This is a genomic window from Kitasatospora sp. NPDC051170 (assembly GCF_044455705.1).
Lineage (GTDB): Bacteria > Actinomycetota > Actinomycetes > Streptomycetales > Streptomycetaceae > Kitasatospora.
In genome coordinates, this window is record NZ_JBITFA010000022.1 from 1 (window position 1) to 17731 (window position 17731).

General features: G+C 71.5%; 16 protein-coding genes. 8 read left to right on the forward strand and 8 right to left on the reverse strand.

What is annotated here, in order from left to right; all coding sequences use genetic code 11:
• Window positions 1-536: 536 nt before the first annotated feature.
• The 5 genes from ACIBCA_RS33530 to ACIBCA_RS33550 form a co-directional block, all read right to left on the reverse strand.
• On the reverse strand, window positions 537-1052 hold the full coding sequence (locus tag ACIBCA_RS33530) for a MarR family winged helix-turn-helix transcriptional regulator (RefSeq protein WP_396286863.1): 516 nt from the start codon (window positions 1050-1052) through the stop codon (window positions 537-539).
• Window positions 1053-1092: 40 nt separating this feature from the next.
• On the reverse strand, window positions 1093-2031 hold the full coding sequence (locus tag ACIBCA_RS33535; protein WP_396286864.1) for an AIM24 family protein: 939 nt from the start codon (window positions 2029-2031) through the stop codon (window positions 1093-1095).
• Window positions 2031-2681 (reverse strand): AIM24 family protein, encoded by a 651-nt coding sequence (locus ACIBCA_RS33540; protein WP_396286865.1) that lies wholly within the window; start codon window positions 2679-2681, stop codon window positions 2031-2033. The genes ACIBCA_RS33535 and ACIBCA_RS33540 overlap by 1 nt, the downstream gene beginning before the upstream one ends.
• Window positions 2681-3319, reverse strand: coding sequence for an AIM24 family protein (locus ACIBCA_RS33545; protein WP_396286866.1), 639 nt, complete (start codon window positions 3317-3319; stop codon window positions 2681-2683). The genes ACIBCA_RS33540 and ACIBCA_RS33545 overlap by 1 nt, the downstream gene beginning before the upstream one ends.
• 83 nt (window positions 3320-3402) lie before the next feature.
• The gene (locus ACIBCA_RS33550) at window positions 3403-4200 is read right to left on the reverse strand and encodes a DUF2127 domain-containing protein (RefSeq protein WP_396286867.1); all 798 of its coding nucleotides are present in this window, start codon (window positions 4198-4200) and stop codon (window positions 3403-3405) included.
• Between the two features lie 242 nt (window positions 4201-4442).
• On the opposite strand from ACIBCA_RS33550, the gene ACIBCA_RS33555 reads away from it, so the two are divergent.
• Entirely contained in the window at window positions 4443-4754 is a 312-nt protein-coding gene (locus ACIBCA_RS33555) for a DUF3817 domain-containing protein (RefSeq protein WP_396286868.1), read from the forward strand.
• A gap of 112 nt (window positions 4755-4866) precedes the next feature.
• On the opposite strand, the gene ACIBCA_RS33560 is transcribed toward ACIBCA_RS33555, so the two are convergent.
• On the reverse strand, window positions 4867-6492 hold the full coding sequence (locus tag ACIBCA_RS33560) for a M4 family metallopeptidase (RefSeq protein WP_396286869.1): 1626 nt from the start codon (window positions 6490-6492) through the stop codon (window positions 4867-4869).
• A 369-nt stretch (window positions 6493-6861) separates the two neighbouring features.
• Window positions 6862-8448 carry a M4 family metallopeptidase gene (locus ACIBCA_RS33565; RefSeq protein ID WP_396286870.1) on the reverse strand — a complete coding sequence of 529 codons (1587 nt, stop codon included), beginning with the start codon at window positions 8446-8448 and terminating at the stop codon, window positions 6862-6864.
• Window positions 8449-8949: 501 nt separating this feature from the next.
• Here ACIBCA_RS33565 and ACIBCA_RS33570 point away from each other — a divergent pair.
• The 3 genes from ACIBCA_RS33570 to ACIBCA_RS33580 all read left to right on the forward strand — a co-directional run bounded on the left by ACIBCA_RS33570 (window position 8950) and on the right by ACIBCA_RS33580 (window position 11739).
• A complete protein-coding gene (locus ACIBCA_RS33570) occupies window positions 8950-9486 on the forward strand; it encodes a MarR family winged helix-turn-helix transcriptional regulator (RefSeq protein WP_396286871.1) in 537 nt (178 codons plus the stop codon).
• A gap of 20 nt (window positions 9487-9506) precedes the next feature.
• Window positions 9507-9839, forward strand: a complete 333-nt coding sequence (locus ACIBCA_RS33575) for a DUF3817 domain-containing protein (RefSeq protein ID WP_031068217.1) — start codon at window positions 9507-9509, stop codon at window positions 9837-9839.
• A gap of 214 nt (window positions 9840-10053) precedes the next feature.
• On the forward strand, window positions 10054-11739 hold the full coding sequence (locus ACIBCA_RS33580; RefSeq protein WP_396286873.1) for a methylmalonyl-CoA mutase: 1686 nt from the start codon (window positions 10054-10056) through the stop codon (window positions 11737-11739).
• 245 nt (window positions 11740-11984) lie between these two features.
• On the opposite strand, the gene ACIBCA_RS33585 is transcribed toward ACIBCA_RS33580, so the two are convergent.
• Window positions 11985-12635, reverse strand: a complete 651-nt coding sequence (locus ACIBCA_RS33585; protein ID WP_396286874.1) for a TetR/AcrR family transcriptional regulator — start codon at window positions 12633-12635, stop codon at window positions 11985-11987.
• A 368-nt stretch (window positions 12636-13003) separates the two neighbouring features.
• Between ACIBCA_RS33585 and ACIBCA_RS33590 the strand changes: the two genes are divergently transcribed.
• From ACIBCA_RS33590 to ACIBCA_RS33605, 4 genes are all read left to right on the forward strand, one after another.
• On the forward strand, window positions 13004-14005 hold the full coding sequence (locus ACIBCA_RS33590) for a tetratricopeptide repeat protein (RefSeq protein WP_396286875.1): 1002 nt from the start codon (window positions 13004-13006) through the stop codon (window positions 14003-14005).
• A 707-nt stretch (window positions 14006-14712) separates the two neighbouring features.
• Entirely contained in the window at window positions 14713-15384 is a 672-nt protein-coding gene (locus ACIBCA_RS33595; RefSeq protein ID WP_396286877.1) for a DUF6230 family protein, read from the forward strand.
• A gap of 158 nt (window positions 15385-15542) precedes the next feature.
• Window positions 15543-16292 carry a DUF6114 domain-containing protein gene (locus ACIBCA_RS33600; RefSeq protein WP_396286878.1) on the forward strand — a complete coding sequence of 250 codons (750 nt, stop codon included), beginning with the start codon at window positions 15543-15545 and terminating at the stop codon, window positions 16290-16292.
• Window positions 16289-17662 carry a hypothetical protein gene (locus ACIBCA_RS33605; RefSeq protein ID WP_396286879.1) on the forward strand — a complete coding sequence of 458 codons (1374 nt, stop codon included), beginning with the start codon at window positions 16289-16291 and terminating at the stop codon, window positions 17660-17662. Before ACIBCA_RS33600 ends, ACIBCA_RS33605 begins: the two co-directional genes overlap by 4 nt.
• Window positions 17663-17731 lie beyond the last annotated feature (69 nt).

Sequence of the window (17731 nt, forward strand, 5' to 3'; positions counted from 1 at the left end):
GTCGTTGTTTGTGCTTCCGGGGGGGGGGGGGGGCGGGGGCGGGGCCCCCGCCCCCCCCCGGTGTTGTTTGCGGGGGGGGGGGGGGGTGGCGGCGGGGGGGGGGGGGGCCCGCCGCCCCGCCGAACTGTAGGGGAGACCCTGATATCGGCGGCCCCGGCTAGCTTTGGCCGGGGCCGCTCCTGCTTTGCGTTTCGGGAAAGGGCGGGCGGGCGGGGCACCCGTTTGTTCGGGCGGGCCCGAGTGCTTGCACTCGGGCCCGCCCGAATCGCTAGCCAAGGGTGTTGGAGCTCTTACGGGTGGCCTGGCCGGGCCACCCGAAGGTTGTTGTGCTTGGGGCGGGTGGGTGGGGAGATCTGGTGTTCGGGCGGCCCAGCGTCTTCAGATGCCGGGCCGCTCGTCTCCCAGGTTTCCTGGGTCGGTCTCCGGTATGTGTTCCGCCCCGCCGCGATGTGATCGCGGCGGGGCGGAAGGCAGCCAGCGCCGGGGGCGTCCCGGGGCCTGCGTGGGAAGTCGGCCGGGCCGACTTCCTGTGCAGGTCAGGAGCGGCCGCGGAGGTTGCGGAGGTGGGTGGCGATGGGGGCGAGGGCTTCGTACATGGCTTCGAGCTGGGCCGGGGTGAAGCGGTCGATGAAGTGGGCGCGGACGCTGCGGACGTGGTCGGGGGCGACGCGCTGCATGGTCTCCCAGCCCTGTTCGGTGAGGTGGGCGTAGAGGCCGCGGCGGTCGCCGGGGCAGTCCTGGCGCAGGACGAGGCCGGCGTTCTCCATGCGGGTGATCTGGTGGGAGAGGCGGCTCTTGGACTGCAGGGTGGCGGTCGCGAGGTCGGTCATCCGCATCCGGTGGTCGGGGGCCTCGGAGAGGACGACGAGGATCTCGTAGTCGTTGATCGCCAGGTTGTGCGGCTGGAGCTCGCGGCTGAGCTGGTACTCCAGCAGCTTGGCGACCTCCAGATGGGCGCGCCACATCCGCTGCTCCCCGGCGGTCAGCCAGGGGGCCTCCTCCTCGGGCCTGGCCGGAGGAGTGTCGGCGGTGTCGGTCGTGTGCGTATCCATGGGGTCCACCATACCCGATTTAGTTAAATATTGTACAAGTTTACAGGCCGAAACGACGCCCGAGTTCGCCAAGGTTACCCAGCCCCGGCTGGGCGGGCACGGAGCCCGCGTGCGCCGAGCCCGTCGGGACGCCCGCCTCGTGCTCGACCGCGCCGACCGCCCGCTCCGCCATCAGCTGCTCGCTGGACTGCAGCAGCACCTGGCCGGCGCCGATGAACTCGAACTGGTGCTCCTCGCCGGAGGCCCCGCCGATGCCGGTCAGCCGGCGCAGGCCCCCGACCACCCCGTGGAGGTACGCGTGGTCGTAGTGGTGGCACGGCGCGGGGCAGTCCGCCCAGCCGACCAGCGCCTGCGGGTCCACCCGGACGGGCGGCTCGACGAAGTGCACCGGCCCGTTGGAGGCGGCGACGAAGCGGCCGGTGCCCAGCAGGGTCAGGAAGCCGGGGATGATCGACTGCTTCAGCCGCAGCGTCGGGTCGAAGGCGAGCAGGTTGCCGGAGCGGACGGTGAGGTTGCCGTCGTCCAGGTCGTAGGAGTTCAGGTCGAAGGAGCGGTCGGCGAGCAGCAGCTTGCCCCGCCCCTGGGCGACCACCCAGTCGGCCGCGTGCATCGGGGAGTTGAAGTGCATCCCGAGCATCCGGTCGATCATCCCGGCGCCGACGCCCCGGAAGGTGATGTCGCCGTAGTAGGCGATCATCTTGCCCTTCTGGAGGAAGTACGAGCCGTCGAGCTCCACCGAGAAGGCGTACGGGCTGACGTTGTCGTTGACGGGCAGCGAGTACGCGTCGTGCACCGGCGGCGCCTCGACCTGGGGCGCGTACTGGGGCGCGTACTGGGGCGCGTGCTGCGGCGCGTACTGGGGCGGGTACGGCTGCCCGGCGGGCTTCGGCGGTACGGGCGGGACGACGAAGCCGGGCTGCGTCGGCTGGTCGTGGTACGGGGACGACGGCGGGGGCGGGGGCGGGGGGTAGGACGACATCAGAGCTTCTCCTCGCTCGCCTGGACGAACACCGTTCCCTGGCCGGACAGTTCGAGCTGGAACGCCTCGCCCGACCCCCGGCCGACCATCTCGCGCCAGCCGATCGCGGTGGACAGCTTGTTGCGCACGTCGCCGCGGTGGCCCACGTACGCCTGGGGGTCGACGTGCACCGACTGCCCCGGGTGGATGGGCAGTTCGAAGACGCCGCCGTGGGCCAGCACCGCGGCCGAGCCGTGGCCCTCCAGCCGGGTGGTGAACAGGCCCTGCCCGCTCACCTGGCCGCGCACCATGCCCATCACCCCGCCCTGGGAGCCCAGGAACACGGTGGACTGGCGCAGCGTGCCCTCGAAGGCGAGCAGCCGATCGGCCTCGACGAACAGGGTGTCGCCCGCCAGGTCGATGACGTGCACGTGGTGGCCGCCGTGGCCGAACATCACCCGGCCCTGGCCCTCGACGGTCATCAGCGGGGTGTCCTCGTTGGCGACCCGGCGTCCGATCATCGACATCACCCCGCCCTGCCCGCCAGTGATGTTCGGCGTGAAGCGGACGTCTCCGGTGTACGCGAGCATCGCGCCGCGCTGGCTGAACAGCCGCTGGCCGGGCTGGACGTCGGCCTCGATCATCTTGCCGTTGATCCGGGTGAAGGCCATCAGACGTCGCCCCCGAGGGTGGTCTTCTCCGAGGGCTGGACGTACACCAGGCCCTCGCCGGTGAACTCGACCTGCACGGCCTCGCCGCCGCCCTCGCCTATGACCGTCGTCCAGCCCGCGCCGGACTTCAGCGAGCGGTGGAGGTCGCCGGTGTGGGCGACGTACGCGCCCGGGTCGACCCGCAGCGGCATGTCCCGGCCGACGCGCAGGATGATCGCGGGCCCGTTGGAGGTGAGGGCGGCCCAGCCGTGGCCCTCGACCTTGGTGGTGAACAGGCCGTTGCCCGAGGACATGCCGTTCAGCCCGGTGAAGCTGGTGCCGGTGTGCAGGCCGGCCTCCGTGCAGAGCAGGTTGTCCGCCTCGACGTACAGCGCCTCGCCCGTCAGCCGCACCAGGTTGATCTCGGTGGCCCGGTCGGCGAAGTAGCAGGTGCCCTGCCCCTTCACCTCCATGACCGTCATCTTCTCGCCGGTCAGCCGACGGGTGACGACCCCGCGCAGGCCGTCCCCGCCGCCGGTCATCTTCTTGAAGGTCATCTGCCCGGTGTACGCGACCATCGAGCCGTGCCGGGCCTTGACCGCGTCGCCCGCCAACTCGACCGCGAGCACCCGCGATCCCTGGAGTCTGAACTGTGCCACGGCCGCAATCTAGCGGCAGCGGCCGTGGCACGGGGAGGGGGCGTCCCCCTAAGGGTTCAGGTGGTTCACCTGGTTCAGGCGGTTCAGGTACGGGCGTGCGCGCCGTGGCCGGGGCGCGGGACGGTGCCGGCCGCCTCCTCGACCTCCAGCAGGGAGGCCGAGTGGCGCTCGGCCTCGAAGGCCACCACGCCGCCGCGCAGGCCGAACAGGCGCTTGGAGAGCATGATCCAGAGCACGGCGGCGATGTTCAGCAGCAGCGTGCAGATCTTGAGCGGGCTGACGTGGTGGCTCAGCTCGTAGCCCTCCAGCGGCAGGAAGGCGGCGGTGGCGACGACCGTCAGGTACTCGGCCCAGCGCTTGTTCAGCCAGAGGCCGACCGCCTCGACGATCTCGATCACCGCGTACGCCACCAGCGCTCCCGCGACGATCAGCAGGGTGCTCTTCTTGTAGTCGAAGGTCTTGCGGACCGTCTCGACGATCGGCGCGTGGTCGAGGTCCCAGTGGAAGTGCTCGGTGACGGGCTTGAAGACCGTGAGGTTCTCGTCGAAGACCCGGTGCACCGCGTCCTGGCTGTTGGAGAACTTCCACACGCCCCAGGCGATCAGGATGATCACGATGCCGCGGATCACCCGCTCGACCGCCAGGAACCGCAGGATGAACAGGTCGCGCAGGGCCTTGCCGCGCGGCACCAGCGGGGCGTTCTCGGCGGGGCCGGAGCCGTGCGGGTCGCCGAGGGCGAAGTCCCCGCAGCGCAGGCAGCGCCAGGCGTCGCCGACGGCCGTGGCGGCGTGCAGCCGGGCGGCGAGTTCGGGCTCCGCGGGCCGGTACGTGATGTGGCCGCGCTTGGCGCAGGTCCTGCGGTCCCAGTCCCTCTTGAACATCTGGTGGCTACCCCCGTGTGCGATGCCTCGTGGACGCCCGGATCGGTGGGCGCGCGGGCAGCAGGATAGGGGCTGCGGGTGACGGGGCGCTGCGCCAGCAGGGCTTCTGGCGCAGGGCTGTGACATCGGGCACGTGGGCCCACCCCGGCCGGGGGTTCGGACATGTGCTCGGTGATAATGACCCGGAGCTTGTGAGTCGGTTCACAAGTGATCACCGACCCCCCCGCAGTGAGGTATCCATCGTGAACAGCAGCGCCGTCCACCGCCTGCGCCTGGTCTCCGTCCCCGAGGGGATCTCGTTCATCCTGCTGCTCACCTGCTCGGTGCTGAAGCGGACGACCTCCTTCGACGCCGTGCCGGTGATGGGCTCGGTCCACGGGATCCTGTTCATCCTGTACGTGGTGTTCTGGATCCAGGCGTGGCAGACGCAGAAGTGGGAGCCCAAGCGCGGCATCCTGCTGTTCGTCCTCTCGGTGCTGCCCTTCGGCGGCTTCTTCGCCGAGAAGACCCTGGGCCAGGAGGAGCGCGGCGAGCTGGAGCCCGCCACCGCCTGAGCGCCCCCTCTGGACCCCGCAACGCACGGTCGACAGGCTGCCACGGCCTCCTCTCCCAAAGGGCCGCGGCAGCCTGCCGCCGTTTTTCACCGGAAGTGGCTCATGGGGGCGGTCAGTTGACGTTGACGCCGCTCCAGGCGGCGGCGACCGCCTTGTACTCGGCGCTGGTGGCGCCGTACAGGTCGCTCGCGGCCTTGAGGGTGCCGGTGCGGGCGGCCTTGTAGTTGGTGGTGGAGGTGAAGTAGACGGTCAGCGCGCGGTACCAGATCGCCGCGGCCTTGTCCCGGCCGATGCCGGTCACCTTCGAGCCGTTGGAGGTCGGGCTGTCGTAGTTGTACCCGTTGATGCTCTTCGCACCACTGCCCTCGGACAGCAGGTAGAAGAAGTGGTTGGCGACGCCCGAGGAGTAGTGGACGTCGAGGTTGCCGACGCCCGAGTACCAGGAGTCCGCGGACTTGCCGTCCTTGCTGGGCTTGTCCTGGTAGCGCAGCGGCTTGCCGTTGCCGAACAGGTTGAGCTTCTCGCCGATCAGGTAGTTCGGCGGGTTGGCCGGCAGGTTGGCGTACCACTCGACCATCGTGCCGAAGATGTCCGAGGTGGCCTCGTTGAGGCCGCCGGACTCGCCGGAGTAGTTGAGGCCCGCGGTGGCGGAGGTGACGCCGTGGGTCATCTCGTGGCCGGAGACGTCGATGGCGGTCAGCGGGTGGGTGTTGCCGGAGCCGTCCCCGTACGTCATGCAGAAGCAGGAGTCGTCCCAGAACGCGTTGACGTAGTTGGAGCCGTAGTGGACGCGGCTCGCGGCGCCCACGCCGTTGTTCTTGATGCCGGTGCGGTTGAAGGTCTTCTTGTAGTAGTCCCAGGTGGCCCCGGCGCCGTACTGGGCGTCCACGGCGGCGGACTGGCGGTTGGAGGCCAGGCCGTTGCCCCAGCTGTTGCTGGTCGAGGTGAAGAGCGAGCCGCTGCCCGAGGTGGCGCCCTTCAGGTCGGTGGTGGACTGGTTGCCGCGGGTGGCGTCCTTGAGGGAGTACGTGGAGCCGCTCTGCGTGGTGGTGAGCGGGACGGTGCCGACGTTGACGCCCTTGCCGGTGCCGGCGGCCGCCTGTATCTCCTCGTGGGTGGAGAGCACGGCGCCGGTGGCTGCGTCGGTGACGATCTGCTGGCGGCTCGGGGTGCCGTCCGCCCGCTCGCCCGTGACGGTGGTGCGGTGGGCCAGGCGGGGGGAGCCGTCCGCGGCCCAGACGACCAGCTGGGCCGCGACGACGCCGTCGACGCGGACGAGGTCGGCCGCGTCCTCGTCGTCGGAGAGGCCGATGGTGGCGCGGACGGCGGCGAGGGCCTGCTCGGAGGCGTGGTCGGCGGCCAGGCCGGGGGAGAGCGTCGGCAGGGACAGCCGGCCGGCGAAGGCGCGGTCGACGGAGTCGACCGAGCCGTCCGGGCGCTGGTGGACGACCAGGTCGCCGCCGATCACCGGCAGGCCCGCGTAGGTGCGCTCGTAGCGCAGGTGCCGCGTGCCGTCGCGGTCGGCCACCACGTCCTTGACGACCAGGCTCTCCCGGCCGTCGAGCCCGATCGCGCCGGCGATCCGGCTGCTCTGCCCGTCGGCGATCGAGAGCAGCGAGGACTGCTGCTGCTCCGCGGGCGCCGGGGCCTGGTCGGCGGGAACGGCGGCGGCCTGGGCGACACCGGCCAGCAGGGCGGCGACGGTGAGGGCGGCGGTGGCTGTCAACTGACGCTTCACGTAGGGGGGTTCCCTTCCATGAGCCCGCGCGGGGGCGCGGGTGCGCCGCGTACCGGGGCGCCGGTCGGCGCCGTTGGGGCGGTAGGGCGCGAACGTACTGCTCCCGTACGGCTGTTGACGCGGCGCCGGTGGGTGGGGCGGCGGAGGTCGGGACGGGGCGTGGTCATAAGCATGACAATCGACGCCAGGATTGGACAGACCGCGAACAGGATTGGCCAGGAATCGCCATGACACGAAACGGAACGGAACATCGTCGAAACGCGGCCGAAAGGCCGGCGGGACGGGCGGACGCCCGGGGCCTCCCCTCCACGGGGGCCCCGGGCGTCGCCACTGCCGTTCTGTTGCCGTTCTACTGCGTTGAGCGGTACGTCAGTTGACGTTCACGCCGCTCCAGGCCGCGGCCACGGCCGCGTACTCGGCGCTGCCCGCGCCGTACAGGTCGGAGGCGGCCTTGAGGGTGCCGGTGCGGGCCCCGGCGTAGTTGGTGGTGGAGGTGAAGTAGACCGTCAGCGCGCGGTACCAGATCTGCGCGGCCTTGTCCCGGCCGATGCCGGTGACCGAGGAGCCGTTGGAGGTCGGGCTGTTGTAGCTGAAGCCGTTGACGGTCTTCGCGCCGCTGCCCTCGGAGAGCAGGTAGAAGAAGTGGTTCGCCACGCCGGACGAGTAGTGGACGTCCAGGTTGCCGACGCCCGAGTACCAGGAGTCGGCCGAACCGCCGTCCTTGCTGGGCTTGTCCATGTAGCGCAGCGGGGTGCCGTCGCCGTTGAGGTTGATCAGCTCGCCGATCCAGTAGTTCGGCGGGTTGGTGGGCAGGTTGGCGGAGAACTCGACCATGGTGCCGAAGATGTCGGAGGTGGCCTCGTTGAGGCCGCCGGACTCGCCGGAGTAGTTGAGGCCCGCGGTGGCGGAGGTGACGCCGTGGGTCATCTCGTGGCCCGCCACGTCGATCTCGGTGAGCGGGTGGGTGTTGCCCGAGCCGTCGCCGTACGACATGCAGAAGCAGGTGTCGCTCCAGAACGCGTTGACGTAGTTGGAGCCGTAGTGGACGCGGCTGGTCGCGCCGACACCGTTGTTCTTGATGCCGTTGCGGTTGAAGGTCTTCTTGTAGAAGTCCCAGGTGGCGGCCGCGCCGAACTGGGCGTCCACGGCCGCGGACTCCTTGTTGGAGGCCAGGCCGTTGCCGAAGCTGTCGGTGGTGTTGGCGACGAGGGTGCCACTGCCGGAGGTCTTGTTGGCCAGGTTGTAGGTGGCCTGGCCGCCACGGGTGGCGTCCTTCAGCTGGAAGGAGCTGCCGCTCTGGGTGGTGGTCAGCGGTACGGTGCCGACGAAGACGCCCTTGCCGGTGCCGGTGGCGGTCTGCACCTGCTCGTGGGTGGAGAGGACGGCGCCGGTCGCGGCGTCGGTGACGAGCAGCTGGCTGCTCGGGGTGCCGTCGGCGCGCTCGCCCTCGACCGTCGTGCGGTACGCCAGGCGCGGGTTGCCGTCGCTCGCCCAGATGACCAGCTCGGGCTGGCCGGTCTGGTGCACGGCCTTGATCGGGGACTCGTCCTTGTCGGCGGCGACGCCCACGGTGGCCTGGACGGCGCCGTTGGCCTGCGCGGCGGCCTGGTCGGCCGGGATCTTCGGGGTGAGGCTCGGCAGGCTCAGCTGGGCGCCGACCGCCTTGTCGACGGCCTCGACGGAGCCGTTGACGCTCTGGTGGACGACCAGGTCGCCGCCGAGTACCGGGAGTCCGGCGAAGGTGCGCTCGAAGCGCAGGTGCCGGGTGCCGTCCCGGTCCACGACGGCGTCCTTGGCGACGAGCTTCTCCTGGCCGCCGAGCTTGAGCGCCTTGGCCAGCTGGCCGGCGTCGGAGGGGGCGCCGATGGGGCCCGCCTGGGCGGTACCCGCCTGGACGATGCCGGTGAGCAGGGCGGTGGCGGAGAGTACGGCGACTGCTGCGAGCTTTCGCTTCACTGACGGGTCCTTCCGGGAAACCGCGGGTCGGGCGCGGTCGCACCTCGTCCCGGGGGCCGGGCTCGGCTCCTGAGGGGCGGGACGGGCGCTGACGTGCAGTGACCCCGCGCGGCCGGACGGCTGGCCACCGGTGGGTGGGGGTGGTGGCCTGCCTGGCGGGGTTGGCGGAAAGCATGACAATCGAGCAAATCAAATGACAGGTCTTGTTCATGGATTGGCCAAGGCCCGCCAGCCGCGCGCTTTGTGAACAGGGGGGCGAAACGGGGCGAACCACCCCGGTCGTTCGGCGGGTTACCGGCCGAATCCCGCCCTGGTACAGGTCAGTTCGGGCCCCCGGTCGACAACCCCCTTACGCGGTGGCCGGGTTGCGTGGCGTTCACACCGGTGCAATGTCCTGGTATGGACCTGGCCGCCCTATTGGCGGGATCCCGCCACGCGTCGCGCTTGTCCACCATCAGGACGGCTGGTAGCCCACGTACCGTGCGCCGGTACGGTAAGCGGGTGGCCAAGCCCCTCGCACTCGACTTCGACCCGATCGCCCGCGCCGACGAACTGTGGACCCGCCGATGGGGCGGAGTCCCCTCGATGGCGGCGATCACCTCGATCATGCGCGCCCACCAGATCCTGCTGTCCCGGGTCGACGCGGTGCTCAAGCCGTACGGGCTGACCTTCGCCCGGTACGAGGCGCTGGTGCTGCTCACCTTCAGCCGCACCGGCGAACTGTCGCTCTCCAAGATCGGCGAGCGGCTGATGGTCCACCCCACCAGCGTCACCAACACCGTCGACCGCCTCGAGCGCGCGGGCCTCGTCGCCCGCCGCCCCAACCCGCTGGACGGCCGCGGCGTGCTCGCCTCGATCACCGAGCGCGGCCGCGAGGTCGTCGAGGAGGCGACCCGGGAGCTGATGGGGATGGAGTTCGGGCTGGAGGAGTACGGCCCCGAACAGTGCCGCCAGGTGTTCGAGCTGCTCAGGCCGCTGCGGGTCGCCGCCGGGGACTTCGCCGATCCGGACGAGGGGGCTGAGGAGGAGCGCGCGTGAAGGCGGCTACCCTCGATGCCATGAAGCAGAGTGTGCTGACCCGCTACCGGGCCATGGCGTATGTCACCGGTGTCCTCCTCGTCCTGCTGACCGCCGGTGTGATCGCCAAGTACGTGCTCGGCATCGACGGCGCGTCCGGATTCACCACCGCGGTGGGCTTCGCGCACGGCTGGCTGTACGTGGTCTACCTGGCCTTCGCCTTCGACCTGGGCAGCAAGGCGAAGTGGCCGATCGGCAAGCTCGTGTGGGTGCTGCTGGCCGGGGTCGTCCCCACCGCCGCCTTCTTCGTCGAGCGCAGGGTGTCCCGCGAGGTGGCGCCGCTGATCGTCGCCCCGGAGCCCGTCTCCGCCTGATCGCCCCGCTTCCAGGGCCCCACTCCCCCCGGGAGTGGGGCCCTCGGCGTTCCCGGGCCTCCGGCGGCCCCGGTTTCCGGGTTTTCCAGGGGTTCTCCGGCGCGCCTCCAAGACGACCGTCGACAACTACTAGGACGTCCGAGTAAATTAGTAGGACGTCCTATCACTGTTTGCCGCCCGGTGCCGAGGCGGCCGCACGGAGCGGAGTTCTGGCATGGACGCCGAGGAGATCGAGCGCGGACGCCGGCGCTGGCAGGAGCGGTACGACAAGGCCCGCAAGCGTGACGCGGACTTCACCACCCTGTCCGGCGACGACGTCGAGCCGGTGTACGGCCCGCCCGCCGGGCAGCCGTACGAGGGTTTCGAGCGGATCGGCTGGCCGGGCGAGTACCCGTACACCCGCGGTCTGCACCCGACCGGCTACCGCGGCCGGACGTGGACCATCCGCCAGTTCGCCGGCTTCGGGAACGCGCGGCAGACCAACGAGCGCTACAAGATGATCCTGGAGGCGGGCGGCGGCGGCCTCTCCGTCGCCTTCGACATGCCGACCCTGATGGGCTACGACTCGGACGACGCCCGCTCGCTCGGCGAGGTCGGCCACTGCGGCGTCGCCATCGACTCCGCCGCCGACATGGAGGTGCTGTTCGACAGCATCCCGCTCGGCGAGGTCACCACCTCGATGACGATCAGCGGCCCGGCCGTCCCGATCTTCTGCATGTACCTCGTCGCCGCCGAGCGCCAGGGCGTCGACCCCGGCGTGCTCAACGGCACCCTGCAGACGGACATCTTCAAGGAGTACATCGCGCAGAAGGAGTGGCTCTTCTCCCCCGAGCCGCACCTGCGCCTCATCGGCGACCTGATGGAGCACTGCGCCCAGGGCATCCCCGCGTACAAGCCGCTGTCCGTCTCCGGTTACCACATCCGCGAGGCCGGGGCCACGGCCGCGCAGGAGCTCGCGTACACCCTCGCGGACGGCTTCGCGTACGTGGAACTGGGCCTGTCCCGGGGCCTGGACGTGGACGTCTTCGCGCCCGGCCTGTCCTTCTTCTTCGACGCGCACCTCGACTTCTTCGAGGAGATCGCCAAGTTCCGCGCCGCCCGCCGGATCTGGGCCCGCTGGATGCGCGACCGCTTCGGCGCCAAGACCGACAAGGCGCAGTGGCTGCGCTTCCACACCCAGACCGCCGGCGTCTCGCTCACCGCGCAGCAGCCGTACAACAACGTGGTGCGCACCGCGGTGGAGGCGCTCAGCGCCGTCCTCGGCGGCACCAACTCGCTGCACACCAACGCCCTGGACGAGACCCTGGCGCTGCCCTCCGAGCAGGCCGCGGAGATCGCGCTGCGCACCCAGCAGGTGCTGATGGAGGAGACCGGCGTCACCAACGTGGCAGACCCGCTGGGCGGCTCCTGGTACGTCGAGGCGCTGACCGACCGGATCGAGCAGCAGGCCGAGGCGATCTTCCAGCGCATCCTCGACAAGGGCCGGGAGGACCACGAGATCGGCCCGATCACCTCCGGCATCCTGCGCGGCATCGAGGAGGGCTGGTTCACGGGGGAGATCGCCGAGGCGGCCTTCCAGTACCAGACGGCCCTGGAGAAGGGCGAGAAGCGCGTCGTCGGCGTCAACTGCCACCCGCGCAGCGTCACCCCGGAGCTGGAGATCCTGCGGGTCAGCCACGAGGTCGAGCGCGAGCAGGTTCGCGTCCTGCGCGAGCGCAAGGCCACCCGCGACGACGCCGCCGTCCGCGCCGGCCTCGACGCCATGCTCGCCGCCGCCCGCTCCGGCGAGTCCATGATCCCCCCCATGCTCGACGCCGTCCGCGCCGAAGCCACCCTCGGCGAGATCTGCCACGCCCTCCGCGACGAGTGGGGCACCTACCAGGAGAACGCGATGTTCTGACCCTTGAGCCGCGGAGTCCCGTCGGCCCACCACGGACCAACCGGACCCCGGTCACAAGGCCCCAGGCCGCTGCCCGCCCCCACCAGGGCGGGCAGCGGCCTTTGCGCAGGAAGTCGGCCCAGCCGACTTCCTGCGCAAAGGAGGCGAACACGCACCGCTCAGAGGAGGACGGGTGGGCCACCCAGGAGCGCGATCGGGCCGCAGTATCTGCGCGTGCCCGTGAGGGCTCTCGAAGGTGGCGGGGGTCAGGTGAGGGTGAGGGGGCCCAGGAGGAGGTCGGTGAAGCGGCGGGTCCAGTCGGGGGTGATGGGTTCGCCGCTGACGAGGACGCGGTGTTCGACGGTGCCGGCGATGGTGTCGAAGATGATGTCGACCTCCTCGCAGGCGGTCGTGTGGTCGGCGTCGGAGGCGAGTTCGCCGCGGGCCTGGGCGGCGGCGCGGCCCTGGCGGACGAGGCGCTTCTGGGGGTCGACGATGGACTCGCGGATGCGGCGGCGCAGTTGGGGGTCCCGGGTGCCCTCGGCGAAGAGGGCGAGCAGGGCGGCCTGGGTCTCGGGGCGGGCGAGGAGGTCGGCAAACTGGCCGACCACGGCCTCGATGTCGGCGCGCAGGTTGCCGAGGTCGGGCATCTCCAGTTCGTCGAAGAGGCTGGCGACGGCGTCGACCACCAGTTCGTTCTTGGACGGCCAGCGGCGGTAGAGGGTGGTCTTGGCGACCTTGGCACGGGTCGCGACGTGGCCCATGGTGAGCCCGCCCCAGCCGAGTTCGGCCAGGGCCTCGCGGGTGGCGTCGAGGATCGCGCGGTCGGCGGCGGCGCTGCGCGGGCGGCCCTTGGCGCGGGAGGCGGCCTCGGGGTGTCGGTTGTCCGGGCTCTCGGGGGGCTGGGCGGCCGGCACCGGGGCCTCCTTGCGCTTTACTCATGGGTAACTTGGGTGGGGCTGGTAACGGTAGCGACTGTTCGCCGATTCGGGGAGGCGCGCGGGACGGGAAAGTGGGGCACGTCACGTCCTCGAACGACCGGCGGGGCTTGCGGTCACGCCCCCGGCTCCAGTTACGCTACGACTCGTAGCGAAAGCTGACGACAACCAGAGCACCGCGACCCGTGGGACGGGAGCGGCGCAGGCGCGGGTGGGGACCCGCGCCGAACGGTTCAGGCTACCGGGGGGACGGCACCGCACCCCGGAATCCGCGCCGCACAGCCCGTGCGGGGCGAACTTCCGGAGGTTGGTGCCCGCGAGCAGTGCGGACGGGGGAGGATAGTGCCATGCAGCCACGGAATTCGCGTCTCAACAGCTCCGCCCTGCGCGGCGCCGTCGACCTCGCCGCAGTGAAGGCCGCCGGCGAGGCCGCCCAGAAGGCCGAGCAGGCCCGGGCCGATCGGGCCCGCCAGGCGGCCGCCGCGGAGGCGGCCGGGGTCGCCCCCGCGCAGGCCCCGTACGAGCTCGTCATCGACGTCACCGAGGACACCTTCGAGACCGAGGTCGTCCAGCGCTCCACCGAGGTGCCGGTCGTCATCGACTTCTGGGCCGAGTGGTGCGGCCCCTGCAAGCAGCTCAGCCCGGTGCTGGAGGGCCTGGCCGAGGAGTACGCCGGCCGCTTCGTGCTCGCCAAGATCGACGTGGACGCCAACCCGCTGATCTCCCAGCAGTTCGGCATCCAGGGCATCCCGGCCGTGATGGCCGTGGTCGCGGGCCAGCTGGTCCCGCTGTTCCAGGGCGCGGAGAGCGCCGCCAACGTCCGCAAGGTGCTGGACCAGCTGCTGCTGGTCGCCGAGCAGCGCTTCGGCATCGTCGGCGGGGCCGGCGCGCCCGCCGCCGAGGGCGAGGGCCCGGACGCCGCGCCGCTGCGCCCGGAGGACCCGGCGCTGTCCGCCGCGCACGACGCGCTGGACCGGGGCGACCTGGGCGGCGCCATCCAGGCGTACAAGAACGTGCTGACCGACCAGCCGGGCAACACCGAGGCGAAGCTGGGTCTGGCGCAGGCCGAACTGCTCAGCCGCGTCGAGGTGTTGGACCCGCAGGCCGTCCGTACGGAGGCCGCGGCGGACCCGAAGGACGTTCAGGCCCAGCTCCGGGCGGCGGATCTGGACCTGGTGGGCGGCCACGTCGAGGACGCCTTCGGGCGCCTGGTGGACACCGTCGGCCGGACGGCCGGGGAGGACCGGGACACCGCCCGGGTCCGGCTGCTGGAGCTGTTCGAGGTGATCGGCACGGAGGACCCGCGGGTCGTCGCGGCCCGGACCGCGCTGGCGCGCGTGCTGTTCTAGCAGCTCTTCCCGCCGGTCGGACGGCACGGCGGGTGACCTGCGGTGTCGCCAGGGGATTTGCCGACAATCCGGTCAGCCGTCGAGACGTTTACCAAATCTTGATTTCACCCGTGGGTGGTCACTTTCGGTGACCACCCACGGGTGTTTCACTGGTGTTTCCGGGGGATTTCGTCCACGGCCCGACCATTGGATGTCACACAGGGTGCAGATGGCGTCGATTCCGCGCGCGGCGTCACCGGATGTTGCATTACCCGTCAGTAAGCAACCCCTTGTGCTTCGCCGGGGATTCAAGCACGATCGGCCACGCCCGGTCCCCAGACTCCACACCCTCCGACAGCCGGTCGGCGCGAGGAGCGAGGGGAACCCCACCGGGTGCTCCGTCGGCTCCGGTCGGCGGTAGGGAGGGCAGGGGGGTATCCGCGGTCCCACGGCGGTTCCTGTCCTTCGACACGGCCGCGCACCCCTGCGCGGTCGCTGGTTGTCGCTCGGGGGTGATCGCCGAATTGTCGCCGGTCCAGCCCGCCGTCCCACCCGGACGGTCGGCGGAGGGACGGGAGCGCCGCCGTACACCGGCCGCTCCCGCGACCGACGACGCCCAAGGCGCTCTCCGCTACCGAGGACGTAGCTCTCTCCCATCCCAGGCCCCCACCGGTGCGGGACGCGCCGCTCGGAGGGCCGGAGATGTACGTCCTAGAAGGAGGACTCGCATGTCCCAGACCTACGGCAAGACCCGCTGGAAGCGCTTCGCCCTGGTGATGGTGCCCAGCGTCGCGGCCACCGCGATGGTCGGTGTCTCGATCGCGAACAGTGCGCTCGCCGCCTCGTTCAGCATCTCCGGCCAGCAGTTCAAGGTGACCACCACGCACCTGGAGGGCACCAACTTCTCGCAGTTCGGCACCGTCGACATCGAGGCCAACGGCAAGCCGCACCCGGTCGCCGTGTCCGCTTTCGACAAGGCCACCCTCAGCAACCTGTGCCAGTCGGTCGTGACCGACCTCTCCGCCTTCGGCCTGGGCAAGATCACCCTCCGCCTGGAGGCCGGCACCGACCCGGCCAAGCCGGTCGAGGCCGAGAAGCTCCTGATCGACCTGGAGGAGCTGAAGGCCGACGCGACCTTCAAGGAGCTCAACATCGGCCAGGACGCCTCCACCCTCCCGGGTGAGGCCACCCAGGGCTGGCACCCCCACCCGGGCGTGACCAAGGCGGGCGGCGGCGCCGGCCTGCCGACCGGCCTGACCGGCTTCGCCCAGTCGGCCAAGACGGCCAGCCTGGACGGCGTCCAGCAGACCGCGCGGGCCACCTCCGCCGGGTCGTTCAAGCTCAGCAACCTGAACCTGTCGCTCAAGAACGGCGACGGTGCGGGCAAGGAGTGCTACTAAGCACCGTCTGACCCCTCGCACCGAGGCCCCGCGCTGACGCTCCGGCGGACGGCGGGGCCTGGCGAGGGTCTTCGCGAGGCCGGGGGCGGCGGGCGACCGCCGTTCCCGGCCGACCCCCTTTCGTTCCTTCCCTCGTAGCGACATCGAGGAGCTGCACCATGTCCAGCGCAACGGTCGAACCGCGGCCCACCCCCCAGAACCCCGTCGTGTGGCTCTGGCGGCACTTCCGTGAATTCCGCCGCACCAGGCCGTTCTGGGGCGGCCTGCTGGCCATGATCGCCGGCGTTCCGATCCTCTACTTCCCTTACGCGCACCTCTCGCTCGGTGGCGTGACCATCGCGATGTCCACCACGGCGGGCGCCGGGTCGCTGATCATCGGCGTGCTGATGATCATCCTCGGCCTGACCGCCTGGTTCCAGCCCGCCGTCCGGGTCTTCGGTGGCATCGCGACCATCCTGCTGACCCTGGTCTCCATCCCGGTCTCCAACCTGGCCGGCTTCGGGATGGCGCTGCTGCCCGGGCTGATCGGCGGCGGGCTGATGGTCTCCTGGGCGCCGCTGCCGGAGCCGAAGGCCGAGGGGCGTCGCGGCCACCGGGCCCGCAAGGGCGCGGCCGTCGCCGAGAGCGTCGCCACCGAGCCCGCCGAGGCGCCGGTTGCCGAGACTCCGGCAGCCGAGACGTCGGCGCCCGAGGCACCGACCGCCAAGCTGCCCGCCCAGTCGTCCGCCGAGCCGCTCGCCAAGTGGTCCACGAAGGCGCTCGCCAAGGGCGGAGCGGCCGAGCCCGCCGCCGAGGCGAAGCTGCCCGAGCAGGCCGCGGAGGAGCAGGCCGCCGAGAAGCAGGCTGCCGAGAAGCAGGCCGTGTCCATGGACAAGCAGGCCGCGGAGGAGCGGGAGGAGACGCGGTGAGCGAGCGGGCCGAGCAAGCGGACGGCGGGGCCGTCCCCGAGCGCAGAGCGGGCCGGCACGCCGCGCCGCGCACGCCCGTACGGATCCGGCTGCGGGGCCGCGCGCTGGCGATGGCGGCGGTGCCGACCGCGCTGCTGATGGCCGCCGCCTACACGCCGAACCCGGCCGTCGCCGAGTCCGCCGCGGGCAAGTGCGGCACCGCGCCCGCCGCCGTGCCGGACGTAGCGCCGGTCGAGACGCCCGTCCCGAAGAGCGAGCTGCCCGCGCCACCGCCCGGCCCGTCCGCCACGCCCACCGGCGCGCCCACCAACCTGCCGACGGGCGGCCCGAGTTCGGTGCCCGCTCCGACGCAGACGCCGACGGCCAAGACCCCGACGGCCCCGACGACCGCGCCGGTGCAGACGCCCGCCGCCCGCTCGGCGGCCACCGGCGGTGCGAACACCGTCAGCGCCGTCTACCAGGGTGCCGACGCCGGGACGGGAACGGTCGCCCAGGCCGGGCTGATCGACGACATCATCGGCGGCGTCAGCCACCTGCTGAACCCGGGCGGTTCGACCCCCTCGCCGACCGCGACCCCGACCACCCAGGCTCCGGCCGTCCCGGCCCCGGCCGTACCCGCCCCGCGCGTGGGCACCCCGGCGCAGCCCGTACAGCCGCAGGCCCAGCAGGCCCCGGCGGCTTCGTCCGCTTCGTCCGCTCCGTCCGCCGGGAAGCCCGCCGCGCCGCAGAAGACGCCCTCCGCGGCCCCGACCGCCGCCCCGAAGGCGACCCCGTCCACGAGCGCGACCCCGGCGGCCTCGCCGACCGCCTCGCCCACCGCCGACCCCAACTGCGCGGTGGACGCCCGGAACCTGACGGCCGGCAAGGCGGCCGCCGAGCAGGTCGTCCCCGAGCAGAACTGGACGCTGCTGAGCAGCAGGCTGGGCCTGCACGGCGCCGCCTTCCACGGCGTCTACGACGTGAAGACCCCGAGCGGCACCAAGCGGGTGCTCAAGTTCGTGGTCAACGGCGTCGACATCGAGAACCTCGACATGTCGACCCTGGAGGGCAACGGCGTCACCTTCCACGTCCAGGGCGCCCCCGGCTCCACCTCGACCATCCGGGAGGGCCAGGTCACCATGTACGTGGAGCGGCTCTCCGGCCACCTCTCCAAGGTGCTGGGCCTGCCGATCCCGATCGACCTGGGCGAGATCACCCTCACCCCGGACACCCTGCCCCGCTGGCTCTACGACCTGATCGGCTCCATCCCGATCCCGCTGGATCTGGAGTTCACCGGCGTCACCGCCAAGCAGGCCGGCCAGTTCGGCGGCACCCTGCACATCCCGGGGATGCACCTGTTCAACGACAACGCGCCCTACAGCGACAAGTAGCGGCGACGAGCAGCAGGGCCCGTACAGCAGTCGAGGCGGCCCTCCCGGGACGGGAGGACCGCCTCGACC

Excerpts from the sequence above, each read along its gene's own strand:
- ACIBCA_RS33530 (WP_396286863.1), bottom strand. The coding sequence starts at position 1,052 with ATGGATACGCACACGACCGACACCGCCGACACTCCTCCGGCCAGGCCC.
- ACIBCA_RS33535 (WP_396286864.1), bottom strand. The coding sequence starts at position 2,031 with ATGTCGTCCTACCCCCCGCCCCCGCCCCCGCCGTCGTCCCCGTACCAC.
- ACIBCA_RS33540 (WP_396286865.1), bottom strand. The coding sequence starts at position 2,681 with ATGGCCTTCACCCGGATCAACGGCAAGATGATCGAGGCCGACGTCCAG.
- ACIBCA_RS33550 (WP_396286867.1), bottom strand. The coding sequence starts at position 4,200 with ATGTTCAAGAGGGACTGGGACCGCAGGACCTGCGCCAAGCGCGGCCAC.
- ACIBCA_RS33575 (WP_031068217.1), top strand. The coding sequence starts at position 9,507 with ATGAAGCAGAGTGTGCTGACCCGCTACCGGGCCATGGCGTATGTCACC.
- ACIBCA_RS33580 (WP_396286873.1), top strand. The coding sequence starts at position 10,054 with ATGGACGCCGAGGAGATCGAGCGCGGACGCCGGCGCTGGCAGGAGCGG.
- ACIBCA_RS33590 (WP_396286875.1), top strand. The coding sequence starts at position 13,004 with ATGCAGCCACGGAATTCGCGTCTCAACAGCTCCGCCCTGCGCGGCGCC.
- ACIBCA_RS33595 (WP_396286877.1), top strand. The coding sequence starts at position 14,713 with ATGTCCCAGACCTACGGCAAGACCCGCTGGAAGCGCTTCGCCCTGGTG.
- ACIBCA_RS33600 (WP_396286878.1), top strand. The coding sequence starts at position 15,543 with ATGTCCAGCGCAACGGTCGAACCGCGGCCCACCCCCCAGAACCCCGTC.